Genomic DNA, 16,705 nt, shown 5'->3' with positions numbered 1-16,705 from the left:
TTGATATAAAGAAGGAATTTTAAAATTGACCAAAAAAGAAAAAAATGAAATTGACAAAAGCAGAAGAAGAAATCATGAAGATTATATGGGAGATCGAACCGTGTTTGGTATCCGATATAATTGAGAAAATGGGGAAACCGGATACCCCGCATTCCACCATTTCATCGATTGTACGCATCCTGGAAAAGAAGGGTTTTGTAAATCACAAGGCGTATGGACGAACCCACGAATATTATTCGTTGGTCAAGCGGGACCAATACAGTAAAAACCGGCTGAAAAAGTTTGTACACGACTATTTCGATGGTTCGGCCAATCAACTGGTCTCCTTTCTGGTTCGCGAGCGGGAATTGAATCCCGAGGAGTTGAACCAACTATTGAGCGAACTGGATAAAAACACCGAAAAATGATAACTTACCTTACTCAACTGACGATAAGCTGGATGATCTTGTTTTTGGGATATTACATATTCCTGAAACGGGAGACCTTTTTCAAATACAACCGGTGGTATTTGCTGACGGGATTGTTATTGGGCCTGGTGATCCCTTTGGTAGACTGGACGTCTTTATTTGTGCACGAAGCGGAGAGCCTGGGGCATTTGTACGTAGCGCCGGTAAATACCCAGGTGCAGCAATGGGATATCTATGTATCGGCTTCACCGGATACACCAATCTGGTATCGTCTGTTGGTAGGAGTGTATATTGCGGGCGGATTATTTGCAGCCTTGAAATTGGCAAAAGGGGTACGGGAGATCCTGTCCCTTCGCCGGGATGCGGAGATTACCCGTCAGGAAGGGTATGACCTGGTATTGACGAACCACTTGCACATGCCGTTTTCGTTTATGAATTCGATCTACTGGTCGGCGGAATTGTACGACCAATCAAGCGAGAAAGAACGGATTTTGGCACACGAAGGCAAGCATGTGTCGGCGCTGCATAGCCTGGATATACTTTTTATAGAGTTGCTCTGTGTGTTGTTCTGGTTCCATCCTATGGTGTATATCTACCGTAAGGAAATCAAAGAAGTTCACGAATACGAAGCTGATGCGGCGGCCTGTGTGTTGGGGAATAAGCGGGAATACGGGAAGTTGTTGTTGAACCAGGCACAGTCGGGCTTGCAATTGGCATTGGCCAATCACTTTATTTATTCACAATTAAAAAACAGATTCAAAATGATGACACGTAAACCATCCACCAAACGAGCGATGCTGAAGTATCTGATCGCCATACCGATCATAGGCTTTGCAGCATTGCTCTTTTCTTTTACCAGTAATGAGAACGGGGCATTAGGGACCGAAATAATTTCGCAAACGGATTCTATTCCAACAAATCAGAAAGCTAGTAATGTTCCACCGCCGCCAATACCTAATATTGGAGATATTGTAAGTATGGGGCCTGAAAAATTTATGATCGAACCTTCTGACATATTCTATGTCAATGGGGAAAAGGTTGGGGTTGTGACCGAGGAATTAATAGAGAAATATTCCAAGGAAGGGCCCTGGAATGTCACTATTTATAAAGGAGATGAAGCCAAACGGAAATTTGGTGGTGAAGTAACTTCAGGGGTTTATAGTATTCGCAAATTACCTCCACCGCCTCCGATGAGTGAAGAAATGAAGGAGGATATTCGCAAAAACGGGGAGATTTTCAAAGTAGTAGAACAAATGCCGCGTTTCCCCGGATGTGAAGATGTTGAAGGAACGGCAAGAGAGATTAAGACTTGTGCGGATAAAAAGATGTTGGAGTTTTTATACGACAACATTCAGTATCCTAAAGCGGCGAAAGAGTATGGAATAGAGGGAAATGTAGTAGTCTCTTTTGTTGTGGAGAAAGATGGTTCTTTGACGAATAATAAAATTTTGAGAGACGTAGGTGGTGGACTTGGTGAAGAGTCGCTTAGGGTCGTTGAATTGATGAATTCTATGGATCAAAAATGGACACCGGGGGTGCAACGAGGAAAAAAAGTCCGGGTACAGTTTATCCTCCCGATAAAGTTTGAATTAAGCAAGGAGGATAAGGAAATCAGCAATGATGAAAAAGGAATTGCATCCAACGCGTATACTGGAGAGGTCTTTAAAGTAGTGGAGGAGATGCCTCGTTTCCCGGGATGTGAAGATATAGAAGGAACGGCACGGGACAAAAAAGGATGTGCGGATAAAAAGATGCTTGAGTTTATTTATAAAAACATCAAATATCCTGCATTAGCTAAGGAGAATGGCGTGGAAGGAAATATTGTAGCATCTTTTATAGTGGAGAAAGATGGATCGATTACCGATCCAAAAATAATGCGTGACGTGGGAGCAGGTCTCGGTGAAGAATCTATAAGGGTGATAAAAATGATGAATAAGCTGGATAAGCGTTGGACACCGGGCAAACAAAGGGGACAGAATGTGAGAGTGCAGTTTATTTTGCCTGTGAGATTTGAGTTGAAAGATAATATCAGTCAGGATCAGGATAAATCTATTGTTACCCGGGAATTAAAAGGCGATAGGAAAATTGCGGGACAAGTAGTGGATGAAAAAGGCAATCCGCTGATCGGTGTGAATGTGATGGTTAAAGGAACAAACAGTGGAACGGCTACGGATTTCAATGGTAATTTCCTTATGAATGGTGTCAATGAAAGCTCTGTCCTTGTTTTTTCCTCCAACGGGTATGAAACCGAGGAAAGGTCAGTTTCCGGTAAGGATGCTATGAAAACGGTCCTCAGACTTCGAGCGATAAAGGTTGAAGAAGTATATAAAGGAAATGCAGTTGATGCTATGCCGCGCTTTCCGGGATGTGAGAATATCCGGGGAACCGAGGCAGAAAAAGCGAAGTGTGCTGAAGTAAAGATGTTGGAGTATATCTATGAAAATATAAAATATCCGGCCGTTGCCCGAAATAATAATATTACCGGACAGGTGATCATATCATTTGTGGTGAAAAAGGACGGTACTATCGGATGGGCCCGTGCTATCAAAGATGTAGGTGCCGGTCTGGGCGAAGAGGTTGAAAGGATAGCCGAGTCAATGGATAGTCAGGGCAAATGGAAGCCGGCGATGAAAAACGGAGAACCTGTCAATTTCAGAATGACTTTGCCCGTTTCGTTTCATTTGAAAAATGATAAAATATCTGAAACCATTGAAAAAGCAGATCGATCTAAAATGGTCAATCCTTTGCCCGACGTGGTAGTAGTAGGTTTCGGAGGAGCTGAGGATTTATCAGAAGTAGAATTGAAGAAAAGAGATGGAAGTGAAGCCAATCCGCTTATCGTATTAGACGGCACCAAGATCGGGCGGGCAGACGGTCAGAAGACATTAAATACAATCGATCCGTCTACCATAGAATCAATTAATGTGCTGAAAGGGGAATCTGCAACCAAAAAATACGGTAATGAAGGAAGCGATGGCGTGATAGAGATTACTTCGAAAATACCAGAGATGACTCGGGGAAGTGCCAAATTGGATTTGGCTGGATTCAACCTGTATCCCAATCCTGCAAGTAATCAACTGAATGTGGAATTCGAAGGACCTACGGGACAATATTCATTGGAGGTAGTAGATGTGAAAGGGGCTACGTTACTGGATCGAGATGTCAGTATAAATGGGCGTGCAAATGAGGTATTGAATATTAGCCTGTTGAATTCAGGTCCATACTATTTATTGGTAAAAACCAGCGGTAAGGTAGCGTCGAAGATTTTTGTGAAGAAGTAAAATAAATTGAAAATGATTAAAAGAGACAAGGTTTATTAAAAAACCAAAAGGGGAATCTCATTAGATTTCCCCTTTTGAAAACAATATACTTAAAAACAGATTCACTTCAAATATATAAATTTTATCTGACTTTATTTCATCAATAAAGGCAAGATTTTTTTGTCCTGACAAAAAGTCTTCTCATTGAAAGGGTAAACATACAAGTATTTGGCTAACTTTTTTACGGGCAAAAAGCCTGCTGTCAAAGATGGAAAATCGTTCATTTATTACGTCGCCTGGAATTATTTCAGGCGATTTTTATTTAATCATAGAGATTCAAGACCTTATCCGAAAAAGATTATGTAATTGCAATTATTTTGTAAATAAATTATTAATATTGTTGGATTAGGGGTATTCGAGGAATGCATTTTTAAGATCTTCAAAAGATTTGAAAACTATATTTTGTCGTAATTTTTAAGGAATCTAAATCATCATTTCTAAAGGTTGAATTAGGTAATTAATTGATCATGTCTCAGAATGATTTAAATAGAGAGCGGTTTCTGGTGCGTGAGGTCAGAGATAATAATGAAGAAGCTTTCAGGCAATTATTTGACCTATACAGGGACGATATTTATACGTATGGTCTGAGTTTATTGAAAAGAAAAGAGTATGCGGAAGAAATTCTTCAGGACACCTTTTTGAAAGTCTGGATGCATAGGACCCAATTGGATCCCGGGCAATCTTTCCGATCCTATGTTTTTACCATTTCACGTAATCTTACCTTGAATTTTCTTCGAAAGGCGGCTAATGACCGGAAATTGCGTAATGAACTCTTTTCAATGAAAGTAAAGGTGTTTAATCCTATCGAAGAAATTATGCAAGAGAAGGAACTGGAGCGCATAAAAACGGAGGCTATTAATTTATTACCTCCGAGAAGGAGGCGTATTTTTGAGATGTCCCGGTTCGAAGGAAAAAGTTATGAAGACATCAGTCGGGAACTTGATATTTCCTTGAGTACAGTGAAGAATCAAATGAGTAAGGCACTGGAAACCATCCGGGATTTTTTGCAGGTTCATGGGGATATTTCCTGGAGCGTTTTGCTTTTGGCATGGGAAATTCTATAAATTTTGAATATTCATTCATTGACTATGTAAAGTTATGTCTCCACGCATTTTAATCCCAGAGAGTACTCGGTTTATGGATTTTTGACCTTTTATATGCCTGGGGTTTAAGGCAGATATATCAAAGATAGATAGCAAGAAAATATAAAAAAGATAGTACGGAATAGTACTTTCCATTTCTTCAAGTGTATTATAAGTAGTATTAATCGTGGGACAAGCCAACCAAAGAGCCTGCTAAATACATTATATGAAGGAGGATAAGGATATACGGAATTTACTTGAAAAATATGTGGAAAATAAATGTTCAGAGGAAGAAATCGAGTGGATTGTTGATTACTTCAGGAACCAAAATCCGTCAGAAGATTTTCCTTTGGTGGAGGAGGTTTTGGCAATGGTACGAGACCGGAAAAGAGTAAATGAGGAAACGGCTGACCGGATTTTCCGCGAGATAACCCAATATAAAGGCAGGTTTGATGTAAAAGAAGAGGTGTCTAAGGTTACATTTGGTCGTATGATAAGGAAATATGCGGCGGTGATAGGTATTATCTTTTTCCTCGGGGCAGGCTATTTACTTTATCAGGAGATCTTTTCTCCATACGGTGAAAACATGGTTTTGGAGTCTGGACAGTATGATATAGGTACAACAAAAGACGATGCCATAACACTTGAACTGGGAGACGGTCGTATTGAAGTAATTAATCCGGACGGGAGCCGTATGGTGAAAGATGAACAAGGGAATGTCATCGGTATTCAGAATCAGGAAGTGTTAACGTATGAAAACGGAGCCATTGAAAAATTACAATACAATACCCTTAGGGTCCCTTATGGCCGGCGTTTTCAGGTCCGGTTGTCAGATGGAACTTTGGTATATTTAAATGCCGGATCCTCGCTTAAATTCCCAGTGAAATTTTTGAATTCAGAGCAATATAGAGAAGTTATTGTAAGCGGAGAAGCGTATTTCGACGTATCGGAAAACAAGGACAAGCCGTTTATTGTCAATACCGGGGGAATGGATATCCGGGTATTGGGTACACAGTTTAATGTATCCACTTATCCCGAAGACGAGTCGATTGAAGTAGTCCTGGTGGAAGGATTGGTCCGGTTGGATATGGAGGCAAACGAGACCGGATCCGACAGGGAGAATTTATTGAAGCCGGGATACAAAGCCAGTTTCAGTAAAGAAGAAAATACGGTTTCAAAACAAGAAGTTGCCACTTCCATCTATACATCCTGGACCAGGGGTGAGCTGGTATTTCGAAATATGACTTTCGAAGACATTCTAAAAAAGATGGAAAGAAAGTACGATGTAAAGATTAGTAACCAAAATGACAAGTTGGCCAAGGAGCGATTTAACGCCAGTTTTGGAGATGTGTCTATTGAAAAGGTCTTAAGTTACTTGCATACCATATATGGAATTGATTTTACGATACAAGAGAACAACAGTGTGATTATTCAGTAAAAAACAGTTTATGAAAAACAAAAATTAATGCAAAAATCTGCCTCGGACGCATTCATGGAAGAAGATTGCTTCCGAATGAGAGGTGCATAGCAGCGTAAAAAAATCGGGAAAATGGTGACGCATTTCCCGATTTAGAAAACAATGATTAAACCAATTATTTAACCATCTTAACCACTTTAAAGATATGGAAAAACTTCTTTACAAATTAAGAAGCGGGCATCTTAATAAAAAAATTAGTTTAAAGATGAAGCTTAGTATTCTGGCTTTCTTTTCTACATTTTTCGTAATACAGGCGAATACGGGATATTCTCAAAAAATGAAGATATCATTGAACCTGAATGATGCTACAGTTGAAAGATTACTGGAGCAGATTGAAAGCCATTCCGAATTCAGGTTTGTATATAAAATTAAGGATGTGGATTTGACCCGGACGGTTTCTGTCCGTGTTGAAAATGAGTTTATCGATGAAATTTTAAACCAGGTCTTTGCGGATACACACACTGGATACGAAATAATAGACCGGCAGATTTTCCTGGTGGCAAAAAAAAGAGTGCACCGGGAGAAAAAGATTGATTTTCTGAATAGAGGGGATCGATTTCAACGTTTTGCGAAAATAGTACCGGATACCTTATCAGGTATTATCAAAGACGTATCTGGAGAACCCCTGATCGGGGTAAATATTCGTGTAAAAGGAACGAATAAGGGATCTGCTACCGATTTTGAGGGGAGATTCGGTATGGTGGATGTAGAGGACGATGCCATTTTAGTGGTATCGTATATCGGATACCGTACTCTTGAAGTGCCTGTTGGTGGACAAAAATTTATAACAGTGTTCTTGCAAAGTGATGTTGAAACCCTGGATGAACTGGTTGTAGTAGGATACAGTGCCAAAAAACAATCTGAACTATCTAGTGCCGTAAATGTAATTTCCAATAAGGATCTTATGGATGTTACGAGCAACAGTGTTTCAAGTATGCTTCAGGGTAAGGCGCCCGGATTGGTAGTTTCCAATGGATCAGGTGACCCAACGGCGACTTCGAGTATTAATATAAGAGGGTCCAGTTCGATTTCTGCTAATTCCAATCCTTTAATAGTCGTGGATGGGATCATAGGGGGGAGTGTGAACCCCAGCGATGTAGAATCGGTTACGGTACTAAAAGATGCGGCTGCGACGGGTTTGTATGGTTCAAGGGCTGCCAACGGGGTTATCATAATTACAACAAAAAGTGGTCAGGCGGGTAAAACAACTATTCGTGTGAATTCAAGTGTAGGGTTTAATCATGCGACCGGTGGGAATTTTGAAGTGATGAATACAGCCCAATTGTATGCTTATGAACAAAGTTTTTATCCGGCGGATCGATTTGCTGAAGAAATCCCATCCTCGGTTTTGTCTCAGCATACGGATTGGTTGGATCTGGCTTTTAGAAAGGGGTTGACGCAAAATTATGTTGCTACAGTTTCGGGTGGTTCGGAAAAAACACAATTTTATGTATCGGGTAATTTTTACAGTGAAGAAGGGACATTGCAAAAGAACTTCAATGATAAATACAATTTGAGATCGAATATTACCCATCAAATGAATGAAAAGATGTCGCTTGACCTGAGAATCAATGCAGCATATATAGAACAGGAGAGAGAACCTTCCGGGTTGAACGGAGCATTGTACGGTGCTTATTTAAATATTCCGTGGGATAATCCCTATAGTGAGGATGGTCAATTGAGGAGAGGAACAGAAGGTAATTGGTTTGGACGTGAACAGGAGAATTTTTTACATGGATGGCAATATAATTTCAACTCTTCGAATGGGCTGAACTTAAACGGGGATCTGAATTACAGATATAGCATACTGCAAAATTTGGAATTTTCCAGTTACAATCGGGTGTCATTTTCCGATTTATCAACGCAGATATACGAAGACATTCGTTCAAAAGCAGGTAAAGGAAATGGAAGGTTGAGAGAAGAATCAGGTTTTAGCAGGGGACTTATCACATCCAACCGGCTGCGGTATTTCCGATCCGTCGGGCAAAATGATTTTACGGTTCTCGGAGTACTGGAAGGGGAGAAGAACTATTCGGAGAACGGTTCGATTCAGGTCGATGGACTGGCACCGGGTCTTCACGTTCTGGATGCGGCTTCCACGGTACTGAATTCAGGAGGGAATGTATATGAAAATGCCTTTAGGAAAGCCTTGACACAGGTGGATTATAGCTTTAGTAGTAAGTATTTTTTAGTAGGTGCTTTTATTAATGAATCCTCCTCGCGTTTTGGAAGCAATAACAGATCGGCCAATTTCTTTACTTTGGGTACATCCTGGATCCTTTCCAATGAGTCATTTATGAGTAATCAATCTTTGTTTGATTTTCTCAAATTGAGAGTTAGTTATGGCATAACAGGAAATGCAAATATAGGTAACTATCAGTCTTTGGGCCTTTACAGTTATTCTACGCAGTATGCCGGTAATTCGGGCTCGATCCCTTCGCAAATCCCTAATCAGGATCTGACCTGGGAAAAAGTCAAGACATTTAACGTGGGTGTGGATATGGATATTATCAAGCGTATATCCGTCAATTTGGATTTTTACCGTAAAGAATCGGATGGACTATTGTTGAATGTGGAATTACCGTTTACCAGTGGGTTTAGTTCGGTAACACGGAATATAGGATCAATTCTTAACAAGGGTATAGAACTTAATATCCTGAGCAAGAATATTGATCGGGAAATTAAATGGACTACTAATTTTAATATTGCTTTCAATAAGAGTGAAGTATTGGAACTTAACGAAGACAACAATATTATCCAAGGAAATCAGATAGTGGAAGAAGGAGAAGAATTGTATACCTGGTACATGCGAAAATGGGCCGGGGTGGATCCCCAAAACGGAGATCCTTTGTGGGAAGTAGTGAATGAGAACGGAAGTACTTCTACAACAAATGTGTATAGTGAAGGGACTTTGCAAAAAGCCGGAGATGCTAATCCCGATTTCACAGGGGGAATTATAAATACTTTTACGTATAAAAATGTATCTCTTTCAGGTTTTTTTAATTTTACTTACGGTAATCTCGTCTATCATTCTTCAAGAGCATTATTTGATTCGGACGGTGCGTATTATACTTTTAATAATATGGTCCTGGCTGACGGATGGTCTCGATGGGAACAAGCCGGAGATAATGCCACTCATCCCAAACCTGTTTTTGGAGGAAATAAAAACTCCAATCAAACTTCATCGCGCTATTTGGAAGACGGAAGTTATATCAGATTAAGGAACATAACGCTTACATATCGTTTGCCGCAGGAAATCACACGGAGAGCGGGCCTGGCCGATTTGAATTTCTTTGTCAGTGGAGATAATTTGGTCACCCTCACAGATTTTTCAGGTATGGATCCTGAAGTAGCACTGGGTGCGGGAGGAAGCAGTTCCAGCCTTAAATACCCAATCAGTAAAAAAATACTTTTTGGAATTAATATCACATTATAAATTGTAAGAGGATATGAAAACGATTAATAAATTTTTAATATATATTTTAATATTATTCAACAGTCATTTGTTCCTTGGTTGTGATTTGGATCTTGAGCCTTACGACAGTAAATCATCGGACCTGGCATTTAAATCGGAAGATGATATTCAAATCGCAACATATGGTAATTACGCGGCAATCGTAGCGGAAGCATATACCCGGCATTTCATGACATTGAATGAATGGCCGGGCGATAATGTGATACAAAGTGGTGCAGATGGAGATCAGGCATCTCTGGCTGCTTCTTACAAACATATTCCCAATATGTATCCTACAAGAGATTTTTGGGCGCAATCGTACAAACTTATTTACGGGGCCAATCAAATTCTTGGGAAGATCGAAGAAGGCCAATCTCCAAGCCTGGATCAGCTCAAAGGAGAGAATTATTTTTTAAGAGCATTTGCCCATTTCAACCTTGTCAGATTGTTTGGACGCCCTTACCCTCAGAACGGAGGAGGCAGTCTGGGAGTGCCCATTGTGACAGAAAATTCCGATATGGAATTACCGGTAAGGAATACCGTGAAGGAAGTTTATGACTTCGTGATATCGGATTTATTAAAGGCTGCTGAATTGATGACTGAAACGAAGAATTCAAATTTCGCTTCAAAGGAAGTGGCAAAGGCTCTTCTCTCCAGGGTTTATCTTTACATGGAAGATAATGAGAATTCGATAAAATATGCCAATGAGGTTATTAATTCCGGACGATATACTCTGGCCGGTACAGATGTTTACATTAAATCTCCGACATTAGTGCCGGAGAGTAATCCCGAGACCATATTTTGTTTTAGGCATACTTTAGCTGATAACAAGGACAAAAATGCCGTAGGGTCATTGTATTATAATGATCCTGAAACTTTATCCACCGGGTGGGGGGAATATTACGCTCCTCAGCAACTTTTTGATTTGCTGAATAAATTTCCAACCGATGCGCGGTTACATTTTATTACCCCTCATTATGTCGACGGGGAATTACAATACCGGGGAACGTCACCGAGATATTTTATTAATAAATTTAACTGGCAGGAGGGGGTAGCCAACTTAAGCTCCCCTATTTACCTGAGACTCGCCGAGATGTATTTGAACAGGGCTGAGGCCAATGCCAAAATGGGAGAAGACCAGTTGGCACTGGATGATATAAATCTGATTAGAAAAAGGGCTGATATACCGGATACGGGATTATATACTTTGGATAATTTAAGATGGAATGAGACAGTATTGGATGTTGTCCTGGAGGAAAGGAGACTGGAATTGGCTTACGAAGGCCACAGACCTCATGATTTGTACAGGAACAGTAGGCCTTTGGTCCTGGCTTCTCCGGGATTACACGGAGAGGATAATTTTCATTTCACAGTGGAACCTTCGGATGACAGGGTAATTTTTTATATTCCGGAAAGAGAAATTAATGTAAATTCCAATTTGGTTCAAAATCCGTAAAAACCACACCGGATATAGAATGTGTAATTAATCATTTCAAAGTTCAATAAAACAGGAGAATGTCGAAACTTAATTTTTTATCTGCGATTGTTTATTTTTTGTTGTTGAGTATAACCTTATGGAGTTGCCATAGCGAGGAAGGAGGAGTTCGGGAGATCGGCGGTCTGGAAGTCCCGGAAGGATTTGAGATTGAGGAAGCGGTGTCGGGAGATTTGATTTCGTATCCTTTTTTTGGAAGTTATGATGAAGAGGGAAATTTGTTCCTTTTTGAATCAACGGAGACAAATGATATGGGGACAGAGGTGATGTTGGCAGAACCTTCCTATCAGATAAGGCGATTGTATGATAAAGACGGAGACGGTGTTTTTGACGAGAGTGTAATCTATGCCGATCAATTGCCATTCCCAATGGGTGGTACCTATCATGACGGGAGTCTGTATGTAGCTGCATCTCCGGATTTGTTGAAATTGACGGATACGGACGGAGACGGTGTGGCCGATCAACGGGAAGTATTGCTTACTGGATGGAAACTGAACCAGAACGGAGCAATATTGAGTGGTCCTTTTATGGGGCGGGACGGTTGGTTGTATCTGGCGGATGCCCGGCGGGGTTTTGATATTACGACGCAGGAAGGCGAGAGGCTGTCGGGATCGGGAACCCGTATCTGGCGTTGTAAACCAGATGGCAGCAAGTTGGAATGGATGAGCGGAGGTGGCTTTGACAATTCAATCGAATTGATATTTATGCCCACGGGAGAGAGTATCGGGACGATGACGTACTTTACAGATCCGCAGGATGGTCAGCGGGATGCGTTGATGCACTGGGTCGAGGGAGGGGTATATCCGAAATATCATCCGAGCATAGATGAGGACGGATTACCGAGGACGGGACCCTTGATGCCGGTGATGACGAAAATGGCCCGTGTGGCTCCTTCCGGGTTGATGCGTTATGAGAGTGGAGAATGGGGCGATGAATATGCGGGGAACCTGTTTTCGGCCGAATTCAATACAGGCCGGATTATGAGGTATCAGTTGACTCCGGAAGGGGCTACATATAAGACCAATAGTGATGAACCGTTTATAACATCCACGGCAAAGGATATTCATCCTACGGATGTATTGGAAGATGCGGACGGTAGCCTGTTGGTGGTGGTGACAGGAGGATGGTTCATAGAGGGATGTCCGCTGTCGCGGGTGGCAAAACCGGAGGTAAAAGGAGGAATATATAGAATTCGTAAAGAAGGATCAAAAAAAGTCAATCGTAAGGAGTTGTGGGGTGATGCGATTCATTTTGCAGAATCGGATTCGGAGGAATTAGGGACCTTACTATCCGATAACCGTTATAAAGTAGCCGAACGAGCCATGAATGAGTTGGTCCGAAGAGGTGCGTCATCGGTTTCTCTGTTGGAATCGAAGCTGGAGGGTAGTGAAGAAGCGTTGCAAACTTCGATCATCTTTGGGTTGTATAGAATCGGAGGTGAAATGGCATTTTCGGTGATTCGGGAAGCATTGAATAGCGAAATGAAAAGCGTACGGGTGGCTGCAGCAAGGTGTGTGGGACTGTATGGAGACGAGAAAAGCATTGGCACATTGGGCAAATGGGTCGTAGATGGGGATCTTCCTCTGCGTCGACAGGCTGCGACAGCCCTGGGCCAAATAGGCAGTGAAGAAGGGGTGTTTGCTTTATTGGAAGCGCTGGATCAACCAATGGACAGGATGACTGAACATGCAATTCGTTTTGCTTTATATCGGATCGGCTCAGAGAAACTGCTAAGAAAAGCATTGACATCGGGATCTGGTGCAAAAAGGAGAGGTGCATTGATTGCGTTGGACCAGATGACTGGCTATAAATTGACGGAAGAGGAAATAATTCCTTTCTTATCCGGGAAGGATCCTGAGGATCGGGAATTGGGCATCTGGATAGCCTCGCGACATGAAGAATGGGCAGGGATTATTGAAAGGTATCTAAAGAAAGTATATGCTGATAAGAATGAAGCACCGGGATTGGATTTGCGATCTTTGTTACTATCTTTTTCCTCAAATAAAGGTGTTCAGTCTTTGATCGCTAAAGAATTGGTGAAAAGTGAGACAACTGTTGAACAGGACTTTTTGTTAGAGATTATGAGGAGTGCGGAAGTGTCTGAATTTCCGATGGATTGGAAAAAAGCCCTGAACAGCATTCTTGATAAGGGGGAAGAGGAAATGACATTTGGGGTATTAGGACTGATTGAGTCGAGAAGTTTAAAAGGATTTGAAAGTAAATTAGAGAAAATTGCCTCGGATATACAAAATAGCGACGAATTGCGCATGAAGGCATTAAGTGCCCGCCTGATGACTTCCGGCTCCCTTCTGAATGAAGAATGGAAATATTTGAAGGGATTTTTGGAAGGTGAACATTCATCAACATTGCGTCAGAGTGCAGTGGATTTGATGTCTAGATCTGATCTGAACAGTGAAGAACTGCAGGAATTGGCTAATGATGAATTGCCGTCAGCGGATTTATTGTTACTACCGAAGTTGTTGAGCGTATTTGAAGGAAATACGGATGAAAAAGTAGGTATGTCTTTGGTCGAAGGCCTGGAAGGGGTGAATGAAGGTCTGGACAATATATCATTGAGTGACCTGGAAAAGGTGTTGTCCGGATATCCGGAAAGGGTGAGAACCCGGGCTATTCCATTACTGGAAAAGATCAAGGCAAGACAGTCTGAGCGTTTGTCAAAATTGCACACCCTGGCAGAGAGTCTGGGCAAAGGAGACGTAAGCGAAGGAAGAAAGTTGTTTTACGGGAAGGGGATTTGTTATACCTGTCATGCAGTAGGAGGAGAAGGATCGGATTTTGGACCGGATTTGTCTAATATTGGAGAGATTCGTTCCGGGCATGATATTCTCGAAGCAATTGTGTATCCCAGTGCGAGTTTTGCACGGGAATACGACAGTTATGTAGTGAAGACGGGGGAAAAGACATACACAGGAGTTATTGCCGAACAGACTGGAGAAATGATTAAATTGAAATTGGGACCCGGCTCAGAAGTACGCATACCACAAAGTGATGTAAAGTCGGTAGAAGAACACACGGTATCGATGATGCCTCCGGGACTGGACCAGCAATTAACTAAAGATGAATTATCAGATTTGTTGGCCTTTTTGGAGGCCCTCCCTTACCGAATCGATCGATTGATTCAAATGGAGAAAGGGAAGTAGTTCATTACGAAGAAATAATAAAATGTATTTGGATTTTTTAAATGAAAATTACCCATTGAGATTATAAAAAGTATAATATAACGTGACTTTTTACTTGAGATTTGGTTTTTATGAACCCTTCAGTCTATACGGATTTAAATTTTAAACAAATGAAATATATTACTTACCTGGCCTCTACTTTATGTATCTATTTTATCTTAGTAAATCCGGTTATGGCTGGAGAAAACTTTACAATGGAAAATGTGAATTATGCAGATACTTTGCCTAATTGTTTTGAGCTAATAGAACCGGTAAATGGAATCATTAGGTTATCTGCTATTAAAGGAAAGGGTATAGGGCCGAAAATCCAGTATATGGAAGAATGGAAAGCGTTTGGATGGTTCAATGAATCGGACCGGATAGAGTGGATTATTGAGGTTCAGAAGCCCGGGAAGTACGATATTTATCTGGAATGGTCTGCAGAAGGTGGCGTGATAGGTAATCCATATCAATTGATTATCGGGAAAAAAATGATCCAAAGAAATGTAAAGGATACTGGCTCGTGGGAAGTCTTTGATAAAGAATCAATAGGCTCCCTGCGACTGAAAGAAGGGCTTTATCGTGTTATAATACGACCGGACCCGGAAATTGAGAAAGGTGGATATTTTGATGTTCGATCTCTTGAATTGAAAAATAGATGATCTTTTTTCGAGAAGATTGTTAAGGTTGAAAAAGGAAGATATAAATCGATCAGGGAATTATATTTCAAATAAGTTTTTGTGGTATTGGAGATTACATGAGTAAAAGGCATGTTTTTGACATTTGTAAATGACTCTGGTGAGGTCGTACTATTGGTAAACTTTAAGGATTTAATAAAATGCTTTTAAATTCTCTGGATAGTGCGGTGAGGGCTCAGAGTTTCGTGAAACCGTAAAGCCCTGAAGACGCAGCACCGAGTTTAGCTATCTTTCATGGGCGACTGTACTCTTGTAGGAGACGTATAAAAAAAAGAAAACGGATGAATTGAAAAGCAGTGGAATATTATTATTTTACGGTAAAGTACTGTGAAGATGAAAATATATATTCTGTGTTTATTGGTGTTTTTAGGAAACCTTATGGTTGCTCAGGAATCGGAAAATGAGAAAAAGCAATTTGTAATTAAAGGCATTAATGATCAGTTCCCGGAACTACGAGAATTAAGTGATAAAATCTGGTCGTATGAGGAGGAAGCATTTCAAGAAATCCGGTCCTCTGAAGCGCTTGTTGACTATGCCCGGAAAAATGGTTTTAAAATTACCGAAAATATAGGAGGTATGCCTACTGCATTTACGGCAGAATATGGCTCGGGACATCCTGTAATCGGCATCTTAGGAGAATTTGATGCCCTTCCGGGTTTATCTCAAAAGACGGTTCCTTATAAAGATCCATTGAATACGGGAAATCCTGGACATGGGTGTGGACATAATTTATTCGGGACGGCATCCCTGGGTGCTGCAGTAGCATTGAAAAAGCTATTAGAAAGGGGTGAATTACAAGGAACGATACGGTTTTATGGAACCCCGGCTGAAGAAAAATACTTTGGTAAGCTTTGGATGATTCGAGCCGGAGCATTTGAAGACGTTGATGTAGTGCTTGATTGGCATCCTTCAGGAGAGACGAAAGTGGCTGTACAGAAAGGACTGGCATTGGTAGATTTTATTGTTGAGTTCTACGGTCAGGCGGCGCATGCCTCAGGGGATCCCTGGAATGGGCGATCTGCTTCGGATGCAATGGAATTGTATGCTGCTGGAATTAATACCTTCAGAGAGCATATCCGTCCTACGGTGCGGATTCACTATCACATGCAACAGGCGGGAGACGTAGTGAATGTTGTGCCCGATTACGCAAGAATTTGGACTCGGGTACGAGACACCCGCCGGGCCGGAATGGAGGAAGTATGGAAACACGTGGAAGAAATGGCCCGCGGGGCTTCTATTATGACCAAAACGGATTATAAAATTTCGTTGGTATCCGGTGTTCATGAAATATTGGTGAATCGTACAGGATCGGAAGCGATGCAAAAGAACCTGGAGTTTCTGGGGCCGATCATTTATACCGAAGAAGAACAAAATTTTGCAAAGAAGATTCAGAAAGCTACGGCAAAAGAAGAATTGGGCATGGAATCAGTTATTACTCCTTTGGAAGAAACTCTTGAACACCCCATGGGAGGAAGTACTGACGTGGGTGATGTGAGTTGGGTTGTCCCGGTCGTCAGCATACGGACGAAGAAGAAATTAACATATAAGTTGATTAACAATATAGATAGTTGAGATTGAAGTGTTGTGAAGTTA

At 41.2% G+C, this 16,705-nt stretch carries 9 protein-coding genes; all 9 read left to right on the top strand.

The features are described 5' to 3' along the window. The first annotated feature begins 44 nt into the window (after positions 1 to 44). The 9 genes from LVD47_RS08290 (at position 45) to LVD47_RS08250 (ending at position 16,684) form a co-directional block, all read left to right on the top strand. Positions 45 to 407 (top strand): BlaI/MecI/CopY family transcriptional regulator, encoded by a 363-nt coding sequence (locus LVD47_RS08290; protein ID WP_236975203.1) that lies wholly within the window; start codon positions 45 to 47, stop codon positions 405 to 407. Further along, positions 404 to 3,688 (top strand): TonB family protein, encoded by a 3,285-nt coding sequence (locus tag LVD47_RS08285; RefSeq protein WP_236975202.1) that lies wholly within the window; start codon positions 404 to 406, stop codon positions 3,686 to 3,688. Before LVD47_RS08290 ends, LVD47_RS08285 begins: the two co-directional genes overlap by 4 nt. A 506-nt stretch (positions 3,689 to 4,194) precedes the next feature. Continuing rightward, positions 4,195 to 4,791 (top strand): RNA polymerase sigma factor, encoded by a 597-nt coding sequence (locus LVD47_RS08280; RefSeq protein WP_236975201.1) that lies wholly within the window; start codon positions 4,195 to 4,197, stop codon positions 4,789 to 4,791. Positions 4,792 to 5,035: 244 nt separating this feature from the next. Further along, a complete protein-coding gene (locus LVD47_RS08275) occupies positions 5,036 to 6,247 on the top strand; it encodes a FecR family protein (protein ID WP_236975200.1) in 1,212 nt (403 codons plus the stop codon). A 244-nt stretch (positions 6,248 to 6,491) separates the two neighbouring features. After that, the gene (locus tag LVD47_RS08270) at positions 6,492 to 9,722 is read left to right on the top strand and encodes a TonB-dependent receptor (RefSeq protein WP_236975199.1); all 3,231 of its coding nucleotides are present in this window, start codon (positions 6,492 to 6,494) and stop codon (positions 9,720 to 9,722) included. 13 nt (positions 9,723 to 9,735) lie between these two features. Beyond that, a complete protein-coding gene (locus tag LVD47_RS08265) occupies positions 9,736 to 11,196 on the top strand; it encodes a RagB/SusD family nutrient uptake outer membrane protein (RefSeq protein ID WP_236975197.1) in 1,461 nt (486 codons plus the stop codon). 59 nt (positions 11,197 to 11,255) lie between these two features. After that, positions 11,256 to 14,396, top strand: coding sequence for a PVC-type heme-binding CxxCH protein (locus tag LVD47_RS08260; RefSeq protein ID WP_236975195.1), 3,141 nt, complete (start codon positions 11,256 to 11,258; stop codon positions 14,394 to 14,396). 149 nt (positions 14,397 to 14,545) lie between these two features. Beyond that, positions 14,546 to 15,076, top strand: coding sequence for a hypothetical protein (locus LVD47_RS08255; protein WP_236975193.1), 531 nt, complete (start codon positions 14,546 to 14,548; stop codon positions 15,074 to 15,076). Positions 15,077 to 15,445: 369 nt separating this feature from the next. After that, entirely contained in the window at positions 15,446 to 16,684 is a 1,239-nt protein-coding gene (locus LVD47_RS08250) for an amidohydrolase (RefSeq protein WP_236975192.1), read from the top strand. Positions 16,685 to 16,705: the final 21 nt, after the last annotated feature.

This window comes from Membranihabitans maritimus, assembly GCF_021729145.1.
Classification (GTDB): Bacteria; Bacteroidota; Bacteroidia; order Chitinophagales; family Saprospiraceae; genus Membranihabitans; species Membranihabitans maritimus.
This window is presented reverse-complemented; position numbering and strand designations above follow the sequence as displayed.

Excerpts from the sequence above, each read along its gene's own strand:
- LVD47_RS08290 (WP_236975203.1), top strand. The coding sequence starts at position 45 with ATGAAATTGACAAAAGCAGAAGAAGAAATCATGAAGATTATATGGGAG.
- LVD47_RS08285 (WP_236975202.1), top strand. The coding sequence starts at position 404 with ATGATAACTTACCTTACTCAACTGACGATAAGCTGGATGATCTTGTTT.
- LVD47_RS08280 (WP_236975201.1), top strand. The coding sequence starts at position 4,195 with ATGTCTCAGAATGATTTAAATAGAGAGCGGTTTCTGGTGCGTGAGGTC.
- LVD47_RS08275 (WP_236975200.1), top strand. The coding sequence starts at position 5,036 with ATGAAGGAGGATAAGGATATACGGAATTTACTTGAAAAATATGTGGAA.
- LVD47_RS08270 (WP_236975199.1), top strand. The coding sequence starts at position 6,492 with ATGAAGCTTAGTATTCTGGCTTTCTTTTCTACATTTTTCGTAATACAG.
- LVD47_RS08265 (WP_236975197.1), top strand. The coding sequence starts at position 9,736 with ATGAAAACGATTAATAAATTTTTAATATATATTTTAATATTATTCAAC.
- LVD47_RS08260 (WP_236975195.1), top strand. The coding sequence starts at position 11,256 with ATGTCGAAACTTAATTTTTTATCTGCGATTGTTTATTTTTTGTTGTTG.
- LVD47_RS08255 (WP_236975193.1), top strand. The coding sequence starts at position 14,546 with ATGAAATATATTACTTACCTGGCCTCTACTTTATGTATCTATTTTATC.
- LVD47_RS08250 (WP_236975192.1), top strand. The coding sequence starts at position 15,446 with ATGAAAATATATATTCTGTGTTTATTGGTGTTTTTAGGAAACCTTATG.